The sequence below is a fragment of the Promicromonospora sp. NPDC050262 genome, from assembly GCF_040655935.1.
GTDB lineage: Bacteria > Actinomycetota > Actinomycetes > Actinomycetales > Cellulomonadaceae > Promicromonospora.
Genome location: NZ_JBFAKX010000011.1, coordinates 1 through 16443, shown reverse-complemented (window position 1 = coordinate 16443; position 16443 = coordinate 1). Strand labels below are relative to the sequence as shown.

16 protein-coding genes are annotated in these 16443 nt (G+C 72.1%); 12 read left to right on the top strand and 4 right to left on the bottom strand.

Annotated features, from left to right (window positions below; genetic code table 11):
• Positions 1-13 precede the first annotated feature (13 nt).
• The 4 genes from AB0I29_RS17145 (at position 14) to fbaA (ending at position 3912) form a co-directional block, all read left to right on the top strand.
• On the top strand, positions 14-640 hold the full coding sequence (locus AB0I29_RS17145; protein ID WP_357483524.1) for a TrmH family RNA methyltransferase: 627 nt from the start codon (positions 14-16) through the stop codon (positions 638-640).
• 79 nt (positions 641-719) lie between these two features.
• On the top strand, positions 720-1379 hold the full coding sequence (locus AB0I29_RS17140) for a hypothetical protein (protein ID WP_357483521.1): 660 nt from the start codon (positions 720-722) through the stop codon (positions 1377-1379).
• 71 nt (positions 1380-1450) lie between these two features.
• Entirely contained in the window at positions 1451-2701 is a 1251-nt protein-coding gene (locus tag AB0I29_RS17135) for an MFS transporter (RefSeq protein ID WP_357483518.1), read from the top strand.
• Positions 2702-2892: 191 nt separating this feature from the next.
• The gene (fbaA, locus tag AB0I29_RS17130) at positions 2893-3912 is read left to right on the top strand and encodes a class II fructose-bisphosphate aldolase (protein WP_020015710.1); all 1020 of its coding nucleotides are present in this window, start codon (positions 2893-2895) and stop codon (positions 3910-3912) included.
• A 100-nt stretch (positions 3913-4012) separates the two neighbouring features.
• Here the strand turns inward: fbaA and AB0I29_RS17125 are convergent, their stop codons facing one another.
• The gene (locus AB0I29_RS17125; RefSeq protein WP_285101871.1) at positions 4013-4492 is read right to left on the bottom strand and encodes an STAS domain-containing protein; all 480 of its coding nucleotides are present in this window, start codon (positions 4490-4492) and stop codon (positions 4013-4015) included.
• 333 nt (positions 4493-4825) lie between these two features.
• Between AB0I29_RS17125 and AB0I29_RS17120 the strand changes: the two genes are divergently transcribed.
• Positions 4826-7201, top strand: a complete 2376-nt coding sequence (locus AB0I29_RS17120; protein ID WP_357483513.1) for a SpoIIE family protein phosphatase — start codon at positions 4826-4828, stop codon at positions 7199-7201.
• Positions 7202-7282: 81 nt separating this feature from the next.
• Here AB0I29_RS17120 and AB0I29_RS17115 read toward each other — a convergent pair whose 3' ends face one another.
• Entirely contained in the window at positions 7283-7687 is a 405-nt protein-coding gene (locus tag AB0I29_RS17115) for an STAS domain-containing protein (RefSeq protein ID WP_285101873.1), read from the bottom strand.
• Between the two features lie 161 nt (positions 7688-7848).
• On the opposite strand from AB0I29_RS17115, the gene AB0I29_RS17110 reads away from it, so the two are divergent.
• The 4 genes from AB0I29_RS17110 (at position 7849) to AB0I29_RS17095 (ending at position 11954) form a co-directional block, all read left to right on the top strand.
• A complete protein-coding gene (locus AB0I29_RS17110) occupies positions 7849-8292 on the top strand; it encodes a DUF3151 domain-containing protein (RefSeq protein WP_357483509.1) in 444 nt (147 codons plus the stop codon).
• 75 nt (positions 8293-8367) lie between these two features.
• Positions 8368-9660: an adenylosuccinate synthase gene (locus AB0I29_RS17105; RefSeq protein ID WP_357483506.1), complete on the top strand. Its 1293-nt coding sequence runs from the start codon at positions 8368-8370 to the stop codon at positions 9658-9660.
• Between the two features lie 17 nt (positions 9661-9677).
• Entirely contained in the window at positions 9678-10967 is a 1290-nt protein-coding gene (gene purD / locus AB0I29_RS17100; RefSeq protein ID WP_357483503.1) for a phosphoribosylamine--glycine ligase, read from the top strand.
• 222 nt (positions 10968-11189) lie between these two features.
• Positions 11190-11954 (top strand): alpha/beta hydrolase, encoded by a 765-nt coding sequence (locus tag AB0I29_RS17095; RefSeq protein ID WP_285101878.1) that lies wholly within the window; start codon positions 11190-11192, stop codon positions 11952-11954.
• Positions 11955-11966: 12 nt separating this feature from the next.
• On the opposite strand, the gene AB0I29_RS17090 is transcribed toward AB0I29_RS17095, so the two are convergent.
• Positions 11967-12668, bottom strand: coding sequence for a hypothetical protein (locus AB0I29_RS17090; protein ID WP_357483499.1), 702 nt, complete (start codon positions 12666-12668; stop codon positions 11967-11969).
• Positions 12669-12886: 218 nt separating this feature from the next.
• On the opposite strand from AB0I29_RS17090, the gene purS reads away from it, so the two are divergent.
• From purS to AB0I29_RS17075, 3 genes are read left to right on the top strand one after another with little or no spacing between them, the layout of a single operon-like run.
• Positions 12887-13174, top strand: coding sequence for a phosphoribosylformylglycinamidine synthase subunit PurS (gene purS, locus AB0I29_RS17085; RefSeq protein WP_285101882.1), 288 nt, complete (start codon positions 12887-12889; stop codon positions 13172-13174).
• Entirely contained in the window at positions 13174-13923 is a 750-nt protein-coding gene (gene purQ, locus AB0I29_RS17080) for a phosphoribosylformylglycinamidine synthase subunit PurQ (protein ID WP_357483495.1), read from the top strand. Before purS ends, purQ begins: the two co-directional genes overlap by 1 nt.
• A gap of 27 nt (positions 13924-13950) precedes the next feature.
• Positions 13951-15111: a GNAT family N-acetyltransferase gene (locus AB0I29_RS17075; RefSeq protein WP_357483492.1), complete on the top strand. Its 1161-nt coding sequence runs from the start codon at positions 13951-13953 to the stop codon at positions 15109-15111.
• Positions 15112-15348: 237 nt separating this feature from the next.
• Here the strand turns inward: AB0I29_RS17075 and AB0I29_RS17070 are convergent, their stop codons facing one another.
• Complete coding sequence (locus tag AB0I29_RS17070) at positions 15349-16161, bottom strand: MBL fold metallo-hydrolase (protein WP_357483914.1); 813 nt, start codon at positions 16159-16161, stop codon at positions 15349-15351.
• Positions 16162-16443: the final 282 nt, after the last annotated feature.

The following is a 16443-nucleotide window of genomic DNA, read 5'->3' as shown; positions in this document are numbered from 1 at the left end:
CACAATGACCGGTATGACCAGCGAGCCCGTCGAGACCCCGTCCGGGGCCGAGCCCCAGGTCGGCGTCGGACCCTGGCCCGGCGTCCTGCCCGACGACCCTCGCTACGACCCCGAGCTGCTCGCCGCCGGCGACCGGCGGAACGTGGCCGACCAGTACAGGTACTGGTCCGTGGAGGCGATCGTCGCGGACCTGGACACGCGCCGGCACCCGTTCCACGTGGCGATCGAGAACTGGGCGCACGACCTCAACATCGGCTCGGTGGTCCGCACCGCCAACGCCTTCAACGCGGCGGGCGTGCACATCGTGGGCCGACGCCGGTGGAACCGCCGGGGCGCGATGGTCACCGACCGGTACCTCCACGTGACGCACCACCCCGACGCCGCCGCGCTGGCGGAGTGGGCCGGCGGCCTGCCGATCGTCGGCATCGACAACGTGCCCGGCTCGGTGCCCATCGAGGGGCACGCGCTGCCGCGCGGGTGCGTGCTGCTGTTCGGCCAGGAGTCGACCGGCCTGACGGCGGAGGCGCAGGCGGCGTGCGACGTCGTGCTGCACATCACCCAGTACGGCTCGACCCGCTCGATCAACGCGGGCGCGGCCGCCGCTATCGCCATGCACACCTGGATGGAGCAGCACGCCTGAGGCGAGCGCCCGCAGGCCTCACCGAGCCGTTACTGTCCTGCCTGCACGGCCACGCGGCCGCTGAGCAGGAGGAGCGCGCATGGTCACGGAGTACCCGGTCGGCCGTATCCCGGTGCGGGGTGACGGCCGCGGCACGGCCCGCCGCATGCCCGACGGCGGGGTGCGTCTGCCGTACGTCTGGCCCTCCCGCATCTCCGTCTGGGCGTTACGGGTCGTGCTGCTGCCGATCCTCGTGGGGATCCCGTACGTGTTCGCCCACTACCCCGTGGACAAGGCGTTCGTGCACACGGAGGGCCGGGTGGTCGACGGATGGGTGGCCGCGGCACTCACCATCGGTCTCTGCTTCGTCATGCTCGTCAGTGACGGGAACGCGGTCCGGGCGGACGGCGTCAGGCTCTCGATCCGCTCGGGGGCGAGGCAGCACGACTACTCCTGGGGTGACGTGGCGGAGGTTCGGCACGACGACACCGGGCTGGTGGTGACGGACCGGGAGGGCGGGTCCGCGACGGTCGGGCTCATCGAGCGTCCTTGGCAGGTCAGGCTGCTGAAGCGGACGAGCCCGATGGTCGGGCTCGCGGAGGACCTCGAACGGATCCGCCAGCAGGTCCGTGCGCCCAAGAACCTGACCCGCCGGGTCGAGGTGGGCAGGGTCCGGCTGACCTCGGCCGAATGGACGTTCGCGATCCTGGTCACGCTGGGTTCGGTCACCGTGGCGACGCTGCGAACGCTCGGTCTCTGAGGCGGCCGCGGTCGACGGACACCGGTGAAAACTCCGTTGCCCGGGGCTCGTGGCTCGGACAGGATCGTCGGGTGAACCGGCGATCCCTCGCACGTGACCGGAACTTCCTCGTCTTCTGGGGCACCCAGACGTTCTCGGTGCTGGGGGACTCCTTCTCGGTGGTCGCGTTCCCGCTGCTGATGCTGGAGGCGACCGGCTCGCTGGTGCAGATGGGCCTGCTGACCAGCGTCATGGCGGCCGGGTCGCTCCTGATGGGCCTGGTCGGCGGGGCGATCGTCGACCGGTTCGACCGCCGTCGGCTCCTCGTCGCGTGCGACGTGGCGCGCCTGCTCCTGTTCGCTGCCGTGCCCGTGTGCTGGGCGATCGACCCACAGGTGTGGCTGCTCTTCGTCGTCGCGGCCGTGGCGTCGGTGTTCGGCCAGCTCTTCCAGATCACGTACATCACGGCCGTGCCGAACATCGTGGGCCGGGACCGGGTCGCCGAGGCCAACAGCAAGCTCCAGGCCACGGCCTCCCTGGCCAGCATCGGCGGGCCGGCGCTCGCCGGGCTGGTCGCGGCCGCGCTCGGGGTCACGGCGGCCATCGCCGTCGACGCGGCGACCTTCGGCGTCTCGGCGCTCGGGCTCCTCGCCGTCCGGCTCTCGCGGGTGGCGCCCACCGCGAACCCGGCGGACCGGCCCGGCCTGGGCCGCGACCTGCGGACCGGGTTCGTGACCGGCGCCCGGTTCCTGTGGGGGCACCCGGTGCTCCGGGCGCTGACGGTCTTCCTGACGATCACCACATTCGTCACCCTCGGCCTGACCGACGTGATCATCTACCAGGTGCGGCACGGCCTGGGGCAGGGCGAGAACGTGGTCGGGTACGTGATGGCCGCGGCGGGCGTCGGCACGTGCGTGGCGGCGGCCCTGTCCGCCTGGCTGCGCCGCAGACTCGGGTTCGGCACCCTCTGGCTCGGCGCCATGACCCTCTGCGGCGTGGCCGCGGCCGTCCTCGCGCTGAGCCAGGACGTGCTGGTCATCGGCACCGCTGTGCTCGGGTTCTGGTTCGGGCTGATGCTCGCGGCCGTCTCGTCGATGTCTCTGCGGCAGATGATCACGCCGGACGCGCTGCTCGGGCGCGTCACCGCCGCGTTCTGGACCATCCACCACAGCCTCGCGCCGCTGGGCGCCGCCGCGCTCACCGCCGCGGCGGCCCGGTTCGGCGCCTCGGGTCCGCTGCTCGCCGTCGCGGCCATCTACCTCGGTGTGGTCGGCGTCGCCTTCTTCACCCCGATCCGCGGCCGCAACCCCGAGGACCGGCCGGTCGGCCACCCGCCGAGCTGACCTCGTCCGGAGCTCGCCCGCAGCCCGTCCGCGGCCCTCTGAAAGTCGAAAACCACAGTGTTTCGGCCGTTCGACTGTCGAACGACCGCACACGACTGCCGGTGGATCATGGCAAGATCGATGGTGCATCCCCGGGCGGCCTTGGACACGCTTGCGACCGCCCACCTCACCATTCGTTTGGAGTTTCGCAGATGCCCATCGCAACCCCTGAGGTCTACGCCGAGATGATCGACCGGGCGAAGGCCGGCAAGTTCGCCTACCCCGCGGTCAACATCACCTCGTCGCAGACCGTTACTGCCGCACTTCAGGGCTTTGCCGAGGCGGAGTCGGACGGCATCATCCAGGTTTCCGTGGGCGGCGCCGAGTACGCGTCGGGCTCGACGGTGAAGGACCGGGTCTCGGGTTCCCTCGCGCTGGCGGCCTACGCCACCGAGGTCGCCAAGGGCTACGGCGTCAACATCGCCATCCACACGGACCACTGCACGGCCGACAAGCTCGACTCCTGGGTCAAGCCCCTGCTGGCCATCGAGGCGGAGCAGGTCAAGAACGGCGGCCTGCCGACGTTCCAGTCGCACATGTTCGACGGCTCCACCGTGCCGATCGAGGAGAACCTCGTGATCGCCGCCGAGCTGCTCGAGCTGTCGCAGGCCGCGCGCACGATCCTCGAGATCGAGATCGGCGTCGTGGGTGGCGAGGAGGACGGCCACACCGCCGAGATCAACGACAAGCTGTACACGACGCCCGAGGACGGCCTGGCCACGATCAAGGCCCTCGGCGCCGGCGAGCGCGGCCGCTACCTGACGGCCCTGACCTTCGGCAACGTGCACGGCGTGTACAAGCCGGGCGCCGTCAAGCTCCGCCCGGAGATCCTCCTCGACATCCAGAAGGCCGTGGGCGCCGAGATCGGCAAGGAGATGCCGTTCGACCTCGTCTTCCACGGTGGTTCGGGCTCGACGGCGGAGGAGATCTCCGCGGCCGTCGACAACGGCGTCATCAAGATGAACATCGACACCGACACCCAGTACGCGTTCTCGCGTCCGGTGGCCGACCACTTCTTCAAGAACTACGACGGCGTGCTCAAGGTGGACGGCGAGGTCGGCAACAAGAAGGCCTACGACCCGCGCGCCTGGGGCAAGACGGCGGAGGCCGGCATGGCCGCCCGCATCGTCGAGGCCTGCCAGCAGCTCCGCTCGGCCGGCCACAAGATGTGAGCACTCCGCTCGCGTGATCGGTAAAAGGTCAGGTGATCGGTAGCCCGGGCTACCGATCACCTGACCTTTTACCGATCATCTGCGTTCAGAGCAGCTGCGTTCAGGAAGAGGGCGGGCCGCCCACGTTCGCCGGTGCCGGGGCGGTGCCCGACGGCGGGCCCGACGGGCCGTCGTCGTCGAGCTCGAAGCCCGGGTCCTCGTCCACGATGTCGAGGAGGTCGCCGATCCGGGTGACCTCCAGCAGGAACCGCACCGTCGGAGGCGCCCGCAGCACGCGCACGCGGTGCGGGCTGCGGCTGGCGAGGCGGGCGAGGAACGCGACGCCGGACGAGTCCATGAAGGTCACGTGGTGCGCGTCGATCTCGACGGGAAGACGAGACTCCTCGGCCGCGGCCGTCGCCTCGTGCAGGTCACCGCCGATGTCGGCGTCGATCTCTCCGGAGAGGACGATCCGTGCGCGCGAGCGGCCCACGATGACGTGGATGCTCGCAGGATCGCCGATCTCGGGGGTCTGATGGCCGGGGTCCTGGGGGCTCCCGCCCTGCGGACCGCGCGGCGGGTCGTAGGTTCCGTCCTGCACGGTTCTCCTTCCGGGAGCAGTGGTCGTGACGCTGTATCGGTCCGATGATAGAGGTTGAGGTTCAGATCTCGGACTGTCCCAATCTACGGTTGAATGTCCTGCTGGAACAGCACCTCGAGCATTAGATACCGTAGGGAGGGCATTTTGACCGATTCATCCGGTCTGACACCGTCCTCTCCGCCGCCGCGGCACCCCGGCCTTTCCACTTTCGGCCTCGGTCCGACCCAGGACGGAATTTCGCACGGCATCATCGGCGGAACATCCGGCGACGCGCCGAACGCAACCCCGAACGCATCATCGAACGCATCATCGAACGCACGATCCGACGCACCCGTGAACGTGTCGTCGGACGACGACTCGGCGAACCGGAACGGGAGCGGGCACGCCAACGGCCGCGCCGTACCGCCGCCGGCCGCCAGCGTGCCGCCGAGCATCCCGTCCGGCACGCCCTCGGGCGGCACCCACCGGGTGCCGGGCACGGACCCGCGCTCGCGGCTCTCGGGGTCGGGCATCCCGCGCACCCTTCCGCCGTCGGTCGGCGACGTGGTGCTGCGCGCCGCGGTGTCCGTCGGCCTCCCCGTGTTCCTGACCGGTCCCACCGAGGACGGCATGCCCATGCTCTGGGCCAACCAGGCGTTCGAGCGCTACGCGGGCGTGCGTTTCAGCGACTTCGCCGGGTACACCGTGCGCCGGCTCGGCGAGATGCTCGTCGAGCCGCAGGACCTGGAGCGGATGACCGAGCTGGTGAACGCGGGCCAGGAGGTGCACGCGACGGTGCGGTCGCACCTGCGGGGCGGCACGCACGGCTGGGCGCAGCTCACGCTCACCCCGGCCCGGGCCGGCCACGACAACCGCATCACCCACTGGGTCGGGTTCAGTGTGGACGTCTCCGAGCACATGGAGCGGCACGCCGCCCAGCTCGCGAGCCTGGAGATCGAGCGGCAGCAGCGCGAGGACCTCGACCTCATCGCGCAGACCACCGAGATCCTGACGGACCTCGAGTACCCGTACGCCCTGCGCGACATCGCGGAGCTGCTCCAGTCGATGGTGCGCTGGGCGGGCTTCTACGTGAACGACGACGGCCTCAAGCACGCCGCCGGCGTCGACGTCGCCGCACCGCCGAGCGGCCGCGGTCGCCGGCACGCGCGGTACATCGAGGGCGACAACATCGCGGACAAGACGCAGCGCCGCCGTCCGCAGACCGACGCGCTCGGCGACTCCGTGACCACGGGCCCCATGCCGATCCTCGAGGTCGTGGACTCGGTCCAGGACGTGCTCGACGGCGTGCTCGACGGCCCCGTCACGCTGCACCTCGACATCCCGCACGCCCCGCACTCGGCGTCGGGCTGGCTCCAGCGCGACCTCACGCTGCGGCTCGCGGACGAGCTCGGCAAGGCGCCGGACTCCGTCGTGGTGCACCCCGTCGCCGGCCGGCGGGACGTGCTCGGCCTCGTCGTGATCGTGCCGGACGAGGACGAGCCGGGCGACTACGTCGAGGCCGACGAGCCCGACACGCTGCGCACCGTGATCGAGGTCGTGGCACGCCGTGCGGGCAGCGCCATCGACAACGCGCGGATGTACGCGCGCGAGCACCGCCTCGCCGAGACCCTGCAGCGCGCCATGCTCCCCGAGCAGGCCGACGTCGCGGGACTCGACGTGTGGACCTACTACGCCCCCAACGCCGAGCATGCGCAGGTCGGCGGCGACTGGTACGACGTGCTGCAGATCTCGCCGGAGCTGGTCGGGCTGGTGATCGGCGACGTCGTCGGGCACGACGTCGAGGCCGCCGCGACCATGGGCCAGCTGCGCTCGGTGGTGCGCTCCTACGCGTTCGAGCTGTCCACGCCGAGCCGGGTGCTCGAACGCGTCGACCAGCTCGTGGCCGGCATGGGCATCCCGCGCTCGGCGAGCATGGTGTACGCCTCCCTGCAGCGCGAGGAGGAGCCGGACACCTGGACGGTCGGCTACTCGCGCGCGGGCCACCTGCCGCCGCTCCTGCTGCGCGCCGGCGAGGTGATCAAGCTGGACGACGGCGGCGGTGCGCTCGTCGGCTTCGGCTCCCGGGAACGGACCACGGGCGAGGCCAAGCTGCATCCCGGTGACACGCTCCTCTTCTACACCGACGGCCTCATCGAACGCCGCGACCGGTCCCTGCGGCTGGGCCTGGAGGCCCTGCTGGAGACGGCGTCGGCGATCACGGCCCGCGACGCGGCGGGCGTGGGCGAGGAGCTGCTGTCGCGCCTGGCGGACGCGCCCGAGGACGACGTGGCGATCGTCGTCGTCCGGATCCCCGACCCGGCGGGCGACGCCGCGGAGACGGCCCTGTCACCGCGCTGGCGGCGCTGGATGCTGCCGAGCGAGCCGTCCTCGATCGGCCGGGCCCGGCACGCGGTGCTGCGCACCTGCCAGGCCTGGGGCATCGAGGAGTCCGCGCAGGCCGAGCTGGTGGTCTCCGAGCTGGTGGCGAACGGCGTGCTGCACGGCTGGGGGCACATCGCGCTGCGCCTGTACGACACGGGCGACGGGCTGCGCATCGAGGTCGAGGACAACAACCCGGCGCCGCCGGTCGCCACCGACGGGCACCCGAACCGCCTGGGCGGGTTCGGCATGCAGATCGTGGACCGGCTGGCCGAGTGGGGCTGGCGTCCGTCGGGCTCGGGCAAGCTGGTCTGGGCCAAGCTGCGCCGTCAGCCGACACCGCCCAAGTAGGAGACCTTCGGTCATCGCGGGCGGATCTCCCGAGACCTTCGGGCTCCGTGTGCCGCGTCGGCGAGACCCTTGGGAAACGTTTTACGCGGTGGACGCGTCGCGGTGGGATAACGGCGACGTGTCGTCGTCGCGCGACGTCATGACGGCGAACCCCGAGTCGGGGGCGGCCGGCTCGCACGAGTGCTCGTCGTCCACGCGGAAGAGCTCCATGGCCCCGCACACCTCGAGCACGAACAGGTCCCGCTCGTCGGCGCCGCGGATGACGGTGGCGCCCCCGCGCTTGCGGCCGGCGTCGGCCAGCGAGATGAGGAACGCGGCCCCGGTGGAGTCCATGAAGGTCACCCGGCACATGTCGATGACGAGCAGCTGCCGGCGCAGGCCGACCACGCGCGCTGCGATCTCCGGGAACTGGTCTCGTTCGGCGAGGTCGAGGTCGCCGGCGATCACGAGCGTCGTCGTCGTGGGAGACGTCGCGATCTCGATCATGTGTCGAGCGTAACGACTGTTGCTCGATCGCACCGGATGAAAGGCAAAATTCACCGTTGTGGTTGGCACCAAGGGCAATCCTGTGCGACCTCTTTGTCCGGTGTTGTCCCGGCTGCGCGCCACGTCGACCCGAGGTGTGGTCGAGGTGTGAGAATTCGAGCATGAGCTCCCACGAGAACCTGCTCCAGGGCCCGGCCCCGACGCTGCTGTCCGACGACCACCCGACCGCCCGCGAGCGGCTGGCGGACGGCGGCGACCCGGTCGAGGTCGCGGCCCAGGCCCCGGCGTCGTCCCTCGTGTGGGCGGTCCTGGCCGAGCGCGCGCTGACGGCGGGCACCGCCGCGGGCGACGTGGAGGCGTACGCCTACGCGCGCACCGGCTACCACCGCGGGCTGGACGCGCTGCGCCGTTGGGGCTGGCGCGGGCAGGGCCCGATCCCGGCCGGCCACGTGCCCAACCAGGGTTTCCTCCGCGCGCTCCTCGCCCTCTCGGAGGCGGCGCACCGCATCGGCGAGGAGGCCGAGGCCGAGCGCTGCGCCACGTTCCTCGTGGACTCCGGCACGTCGGTGGACGAGGTTCGCGCCCTGGTGCCCACCACGAAGTAGACTCGGGCGCGGCCCGCCGGCGCCAACGGAGCGCTCTCGGCGGAGCAACCAAGCAATCCGAGAAGGTGGAGATCCATGCCAGGCGTCGTGCTCGTCGGGGCCCAGTGGGGCGATGAGGGCAAGGGAAAGGCAACGGACCTCCTGGGCTCCCGCGTCGACTACGTGGTCAAGTTCAACGGTGGTAACAACGCGGGGCACACCGTCGTCATCGACGACGAGAAGTACGCCCTGCACCTGCTGCCGTCGGGCATCCTGTCGCCCGGCGTGGTGCCGGTCATCGCCAACGGCGTGGTGGTGGACATCGAGGTCCTGTTCGAGGAGCTCGACGCGCTGATCGAGCGCGGTGTGGACGTGTCCCGCCTGCTGGTCTCGGGCAGCGCCCACATCATCGCGCCGTACCACCGCACCATCGACAAGGTGACGGAGCGGTTCCTCGGCAAGCGCCGCATCGGCACCACGGGCCGGGGGATCGGGCCGGCGTACGCCGACAAGACCAACCGCGTGGGCATCCGCATGTGGGACCTGTTCGACGAGAAGATCCTGCGGGCCAAGATCGAGGGCTCGCTGGACCAGAAGAACCACCTGCTGGTGAAGGTCTACAACCGGCGCGCCATCACGGTCGACGAGACGCTCGACGAGCTGCTCCAGTACGCCGACCGCCTGCGGCCCATGGTCACGGACACCGCGGTCGAGCTGAACAGGGCGCTCGACGCGGGCAAGAACGTGCTGTTCGAGGCCGGCCAGGCGACGATGCTCGACATCGACCACGGCACCTACCCGTTCGTCACGTCCTCCAGCGCGACGGCGGGCGGCGCGGTGACCGGGTCCGGCGTCGGGCCCACCCGGATCGACTCCGTGATCGGCGTCATCAAGGCGTACACGACGCGCGTCGGCGAGGGGCCGTTCCCCACGGAGCTGTTCGACGACAAGGGCGAGTTCCTCCGCAAGACCGGCGGCGAGTACGGCGTGACCACCGGTCGCGCCCGGCGCACCGGCTGGTACGACGCCGTGATCGCGCGCTACGCGACCCGGATCAACGGGCTCACCGACATCGTGCTCACCAAGCTCGACGTGCTCACCGGCATGGAGAAGGTCCCGGTCTGCGTGGCCTACGACGTCGACGGCGTCCGCCGCGACGAGATGCCCACCGACCAGACGGCGTTCCACCACGCGAAGCCGATCTACGAGGAGCTCGACGGGTGGTGGGAGGACATCTCCCGGGCGCGGTCCTTCGACGACCTGCCGAAGAACGCCCAGGCCTACGTGAAGGCGCTCGAGGAGATGTCGGGCACCCGGATCTCCGCGATCGGCGTGGGGCCCAAGCGCGACGAGATCATCCCCGTCCACGACCTCATCCACCAGCGCTGAGAAGGACCTCTGCCACCGTGAAGATCCTCGTCATCGGGACAGGTGCCCGCGAGCACGCCATCGTCCACTCCCTCGACCGGGAGAACGTCTCCGGCACCGCCTCCCACGAGCTGCACGCCGCGCCGGGCAACCCGGGTATCGCCGGGGTCGCCACGCTGCACGAGGTCGACCCGCTCGACGGTGTCGCCGTGGCGGCCCTCGCCGAGCGGCTCGGTGCGGAGCTGGTCGTCGTCGGCCCGGAGGCGCCGCTGGTCGCGGGCGTCGCGGACGCCGTCCGCGCTGCCGGCATCCCGGTCTTCGGCCCGTCCGGCGAGGCGGCCCGGCTCGAGGGCTCCAAGTCGTTCGCCAAGGAGGTCATGGCCGCCGCCGGCGTGCCGACCGCGATGGCGCACGTGTGCACCGACGTCTCCGAGCTCGAGGCGGCGCTCGACGCCTTCGGCGCCCCGTACGTGGTGAAGGACGACGGCCTCGCGGCCGGCAAGGGCGTGGTCGTCACCGACGACCGCGCGGCGGCCCTCGCCCACGGCGCGGCCTGCCTGTCCCACGAGAACGGCCGGGTGGTGGTCGAGGAGTACCTCGACGGCCCCGAGGTCTCGCTGTTCTGCGTGTGCGACGGCACCACGGTGGTCCCGCTGGTCCCCGCGCAGGACTTCAAGCGTGTCGGGAACGACGACGAGGGCCCCAACACGGGCGGCATGGGTGCGTACACCCCGCTCGGCTGGGCGCCGTCCGGCCTCGTGGACGAGGTGCTGAGCCGCGTGGCCCAGCCCACGGTCGACGAGATGGCCCGCCGCGGGACGCCCTTCTCCGGGGTGCTCTACGTGGGGCTCGCGCTCACCAGCCGCGGCACCCGCGTGGTCGAGTTCAACGCGCGCTTCGGCGACCCGGAGACCCAGTCCGTGCTGGCCCGGCTGGCGACGCCGCTGTCCGAGGTGCTGCTCGCGGCGGCCCGCGGCGTGCTCGCCGACCTGGAGCCCCTGCGCTGGCGCCCCGAGGCGTCCGTCACCGTGGTCGTCGCGTCCGAGGGCTATCCGGCGTCGGCCCGGTCGGGCGACCCGATCACGGGTATCGAGGACGCCGAGTCGCTCCCCGGGGTGCACGTGCTGCACGCCGGCACCGGGCTCTCCGAGACCGGCGAGCTGGTCAGCGCGGGCGGCCGCGTGCTGTCCGTCGTGGCGCTGGGCACCGACCTGGCGGACGCCCGCCGTCGGGCCTACGAGGGTGTGGCGCGGATCGAGCTCAAGGGTTCGCACCACCGCACGGACATCGCGCTGAAGGCCGAGCGCGGCGAGGTCACCGTCCCCTAGCACGGCATCCGTGCCGGACGCCGTCGCGCGCCTCACCGCGCCACGCCCGACTGACTCACCCGCTCCGGATGCCGCGAGTCAGCCGGGCGGTCCGACCATGCCCCTGACTCGACGCAAGCCGTGCGCCGAGTCAGGGGCCTGGTCCGCCCCGTCTCGCTGCGCGTCGGTGTCATCTCCGCGAAACTCGGGTGGCGTTAACATCGCGGCTTCGTCGAGAGGGGAGTGGTCGTGGCTGAGCGCGTCACGTTCGAGAGCACCACGGGGCCGCGCCTCGCGGGCATCATCGACCGGCCGGACGGCGAGGTGCGGGGCTGGGGAGTGTTCTCCCACGGGTTCACGCTGGGCAAGGACTCGCCGGCCGCGGCGCGGATCTGCAAGCAGCTCGCGATCGAGGGCATCGGGATGCTGCGCTTCGACAACCTGGGCCTGGGCGACTCCGAGGGCGACTGGGGTGACGGCTCGTTCACGCACAAGGTGGCCGACACGGTGCGGGCCGCCGAGTTCATGGCCGACCACGACATGCCGGTGCACCTCCTCGTGGGGCACTCCTTCGGCGGCGCGGCGGTGATCGCCGCCGGCGCCGACGTCCCGGGCGTGCAGGCGGTCGCGACCATCGGCGCCCCGGTCCAGCCGCGGCACGCGGAGCACAACTACGACGCCGTCCTGGGCCGGGTGTTCGACGACGGCCACGCCCAGTGGATGGTGGGCGGCCGCGCGCTCACGCTCAAGCGGCACTTCGTCGAGGACGTCCGGCGGGCCGAGCTGCGCTCGAAGATCCGCGAGCTGGGCTCCCCGCTGCTCGTGATGCACTCGCCGACGGACAGCACCGTGGACATCTCGAACGCCGGGGAGATCTTCCGGGAGGCCCGGCACCCCCGCTCGTTCGTGTCCCTGGAGGGCGCCGACCACCTGCTCACCGCGCCGGGCCAGGCGAAGCGCGCCGCCCGGATCATCAGCGCCTGGGCGGACCAGTACCTGACGGCGTGAGGCCCCTGCGGCTCACGGCCGCAGCGCCGCCCGGCCCCGCGTCAGCGTGTCCGGCGTCGAGCGGTGGCCGCAGAAGGCGAGCGCGTAGAGGAACGTGACCACGACGGCGAGCAGGAGCACCTCGCCGCCGTCCTCCAGCGAGCTGAGCAGCACGTGCCGGACGCCGCGGTTCGTCGTGAACCCGTGCACGGCGTCGATCCCCACCCCGCACACCACCAGCAGCGCGAGGAGCGCCGTGAGCACGCGGGACGACGCGCGCCACTCGGGTGCCGCCCAGCGGTAGGAGACGGTGACGGCGGTCAGCAGCACGCCCCCGACGAACGCGAGCCAGACGATCTCGCCGACCGGCTGCCCGTACGGGTACGGCACCGTGACGTTCGCCGAGACCACCTTGGCCATCCGCTCGTGCAGCATGAGGTAGTCGTCGGCGAGCAGCACGGCGAACACCGCCCCCCACGCGGCGAGCACCGCCTGGCGGTGCGCGACGGCGAGATACAGGGCGAGCCCGGCCGCCCACGCGGTGAAGACGTACCCGACCACCTCGGGCACGCTGCGCTCCATCGCGAACCGGAAGCCGGGCCACTCGGGGATCCCCAGGAACGAGTGCGACAGGAAGATCACGTTGAGGCCGAGGGCCACCGTGACCAGCATGCCGAACAGGCCGGCGACAGGTCGGTGCTCCAGCCCGAGGGCGACGGCGGCTCGCGTGTGCACGTGTGGTTCTCCTCGACTTGGTCTCGCGGACGCGCACACGCTCTCCTGGCCGGATGAGGCGGTGAGGAGATCGCGATGAGAGTTCTCTCATCAGGCGTTCTCCGGTCCGGACGACGCGCGCGGGGGCAGCGCGGCGCAGGTCACTGTCCACGGACGGCGAGGCACCCCGCCGCGCAAGTAGACTCTTCCCGGAATTCCCTCACCTTCAAGGAGCCTTCGTGGGACGCGTCGTCGTCGAGGTCATGCCCAAGCCCGAGATCCTGGACCCCCAGGGCAAGGCTGTCGTCGGAGCGCTGCCGCGCCTCGGCTTCACCCAGTTCTCCGGTGTGCGTCAGGGCAAGCGGTTCGAGCTCGAGGTGGACGGTGAGGTGACGCCGGAGATCCTCGCCGCCGCTCGGGAGGCTGCGGCCACCCTGCTGTCCAACCCGGTGATCGAGGACGTTGTCTCGGTCTCCGATGCCGCCGCGGTCCCGGGTGAGGCGACCGGCACCCCGGTGAGCGCCTGATGTCGGCCACCGAGCCGGTGTCGGCCGCCGCGGCCGCCCCCGGGATCGCCGGCGCCCGGATCGGCGTCATCACGTTCCCCGGGACGCTCGACGACCGCGACGCGGTGCGCGCCGTGCGTCTGGCCGGCGCCGAGGCGGTCTCGCTCTGGCACGCCGACGAGTCGCTCCAGGACGTCGACGCCGTGGTGCTGCCCGGCGGGTTCTCCTACGGTGACTACCTGCGCGCGGGCGCGATCAGCCGGTTCGCGCCGGCGATGTCCGCCGTGGTCGACGCCGCCAAGGGCGGCATGCCGGTGCTCGGCATCTGCAACGGCTTCCAGGTCCTCACCGAGGCGCACCTGCTGCCGGGCTCGATGGTCAAGAACGACCACCTGCACTTCGTGTGCCGGGAGCAGTCGCTGATCGTCGAGAACGCGCGCACCGCCTGGACCAACGAGTTCCGCCGCGGACAGCAGATCACGATCCCGCTGAAGAACCAGGACGGCCAGTTCGTCGCCGACGAGCACACCCTCGACGAGCTCGAGGGCGAGGGCCGCGTCGTCTTCCGGTACGACGGCTGGAACCCGAACGGGTCGCGCCGCGACATCGCGGGCATCAGCAACGAGCGCGGCAACGTGGTGGGGCTCATGCCGCACCCGGAGCACGCGGTCGAGGCCGGCTTCGGCCCGGCGTCCGCCGAGGGGCCGCGCGCGGGTGTGGACGGCCTGACGTTCTTCACGTCGGTGCTGTCCTCCCTGGTCCACGCGTGACCACCGGTCAGGTCCGGGCGGGCGGGCATGGCCGCTGAGGTTCTCGCGGGTCTCACGATCGAGACGGTCGGCTGGGACCACGCGGACGCCGTCCGCCTGCGCGCGGAGCAGCAGCACGAGATCGACCTGCGGTACGCGCAGCCGGGCAGGCCGTCGACGACGGGCCCCGACGGTGCCCCCGTGCCCGACCCGCGCGACCAGGTGGACCCGTCGAACGTGTTCGCGACCCTGCTCCTGCGGGTCGACGGCGAGCCGGCCGGGCATGCCGCGCTGCGCGACCTGTCGGGTCGCGACGACTACCAGGGCGGCCTGCACCCGGACGGGACGTCCGAGGTCAAGCGCGTGTACGTGGCGCCGGGCTTCCGCGGGCGCGGGCTCTCCCGCACGCTGATGAACGCCGCGGAGGACGTCGCCCGCGACGCCGGCGTGCGGCACCTGATCCTGGAGAGCGGGTTGATGCAGCCCGAGTCGCTCGGGCTGTACCTGCGGCTGGGGTACGACCCGGTCGAGTCGTTCGGCGTGTTCTCGGACGAGCCGGGTTCGCGGTGCTTCGGCAAGTGGCTGGTCTCGGCCGACGGTTCTCCGCAGAGCGCCCCGGCCGCGGGCCCCGGATCCGCGGCGGGCGCGGCGCCGGCCCTCGAGCTGCACGAGGTGCCCTGGGACGATCCCGGAGCCGCCGCCCTGCGGCGCGCCATGTGGGCGTTCCACCAGGAGCGTTACCCCTCCATGGTGCCCGACGTCGAGGCGCGCGGCGGCTACGACGTCGTCGACGCCGAGCGTGGACGCGCGGCCCTGGCCACGTTCGTCGCGACCCTCGACGGGCGGCCGGTCGGCTGCGCCTCGGTCGCCGCGGCGCCCATCGGGCCGGAGCATCTCACGAGCGACCCGTTGCGCGGTGTCGCGGGGCTCACCGCCGCCTCGGCCGAGGCGGCGGACTCCCGTGGGTTCGAGATGCGGAACGTGTTCGTCGACCCGGCCGCCCGGCGCGCGGGCGTCGCCACGGCCCTGGTGCGCCAGATCGAGGTCGAGGCCCGACGCCGGGGCGGGCTCGCGCTCTACCTCGGCACGGGCATCCGGCAGCCCGAGGCGCTGCGGCTCTACGTGAAGCTCGGCTACCGGCCGGTGCTGCCGTACCCGCCGCACGACCCGGACAACCCCGTGCTCCTCTTCCTGGGCAAGCCGCTCTGACCCTCGCGCTGGCCGGGCGCCCGGGAGAGGTCGGACAACGGAGGAGGTAACGCTGAGATAGCACTGTTAGCTCAGCGTTACCTCGTTGGCGGTATCACGTGCTCCTGGAGGTCGCGGGAGAGACGTGACCCGTGGGCGCGCGTAACGCACAGGTAGCACTGCTAGCTGAGCGTTACCTTCTCGGCGGCGTAGCGGTCTCCCCTGAGGCTGCCCGGGGTCCAGGGTCGGCGCCGGCGGTCAGTTCTCGGGCCGGCCGCGCAGGTACTCCAGCTGCGCCCGCACCGACGACCGGGCCGCCGGCAGCACCGACGCGTCGACGTCGGCGTACACCGCGCCGGTGACGGCGTCCAGGATCGGCTCCGGGAGTGGGGCACCGGCGTCCGGCAGCGTCAGGCCGAGGGCGGTGAGCGCGGAGCGCACCTGGCCCAGCCGCTCCGTTCGGTGCTCGCGGTACGCGTGCACCACGGCGCGCAGGTCCGGGAGCACGGGTCCGTGCCCGGGCAGCCCCGGCACGGGGTCGGGCAGATCGAGCGCGCTCAGCCGGTCCAGCGACACCAGGTAGTCCCGCAGCGAACCGTCCGGCTCGGCGAGCACGGTGGTGCCGCGGCCCAGCACCGTGTCCCCGGTGAGCACCACGGAGGACGTGCCGTCCGACACCACGAGGCAGACCGAGTCCGCCGTGTGGCCCGGCGTGGCCAGCACCTCGACGCGCAGGCCCGCCGCCTCCAGGACCTCGCCGTCGGCCAGCGGACCCGCGCCTACCCCGCCGGCACCCGCGTCCCCGTCGCGCTCCGCGCAGAACTCCGGAAGCACCCCGCGCGACGGGGCGCCGGTGAGCTCCCGGAACCTCGCCAGTCCGCCGGTGTGGTCGGCGTGCCGGTGGGTCACGAGCACCAGGTCGACGGGGCCGGCGTCGGCCAGCGCGGCGAGGTGCGGCGTCAGGTCCGGGCCGGGATCCACCACCACGCAGCCCGGCGACCCGGGGGCGCGCAGCACGTACGACCGGGTGCCGTCGAGCGTCATCGGGCCCGGGTTGTCGGCCCGGAGCATCCTCGCAAAGGGGGTAATGAGGTCCACCGAATCACCCTATCCAGCGGTCAGCAGCGCTTGTGCCCTGCGGGGCTGCGGTGTGTGATCGGTAAATCACCTCCCAATGAAGAGAGGAATATCTCAGATGTCCGCCATCTCAGGCGCGGCGCAGCACTACCGCGTCCGCAGAACACCGGCACTCATCTCCGTGGGGGGGGGGGGCGCCCCCCCCCGGTTGGTACCCCCCCAGGGCCCCCCCCCCCCCCCCCCCCCCCCCGCCCGCGGGGGGGGGGGAGGGCAACC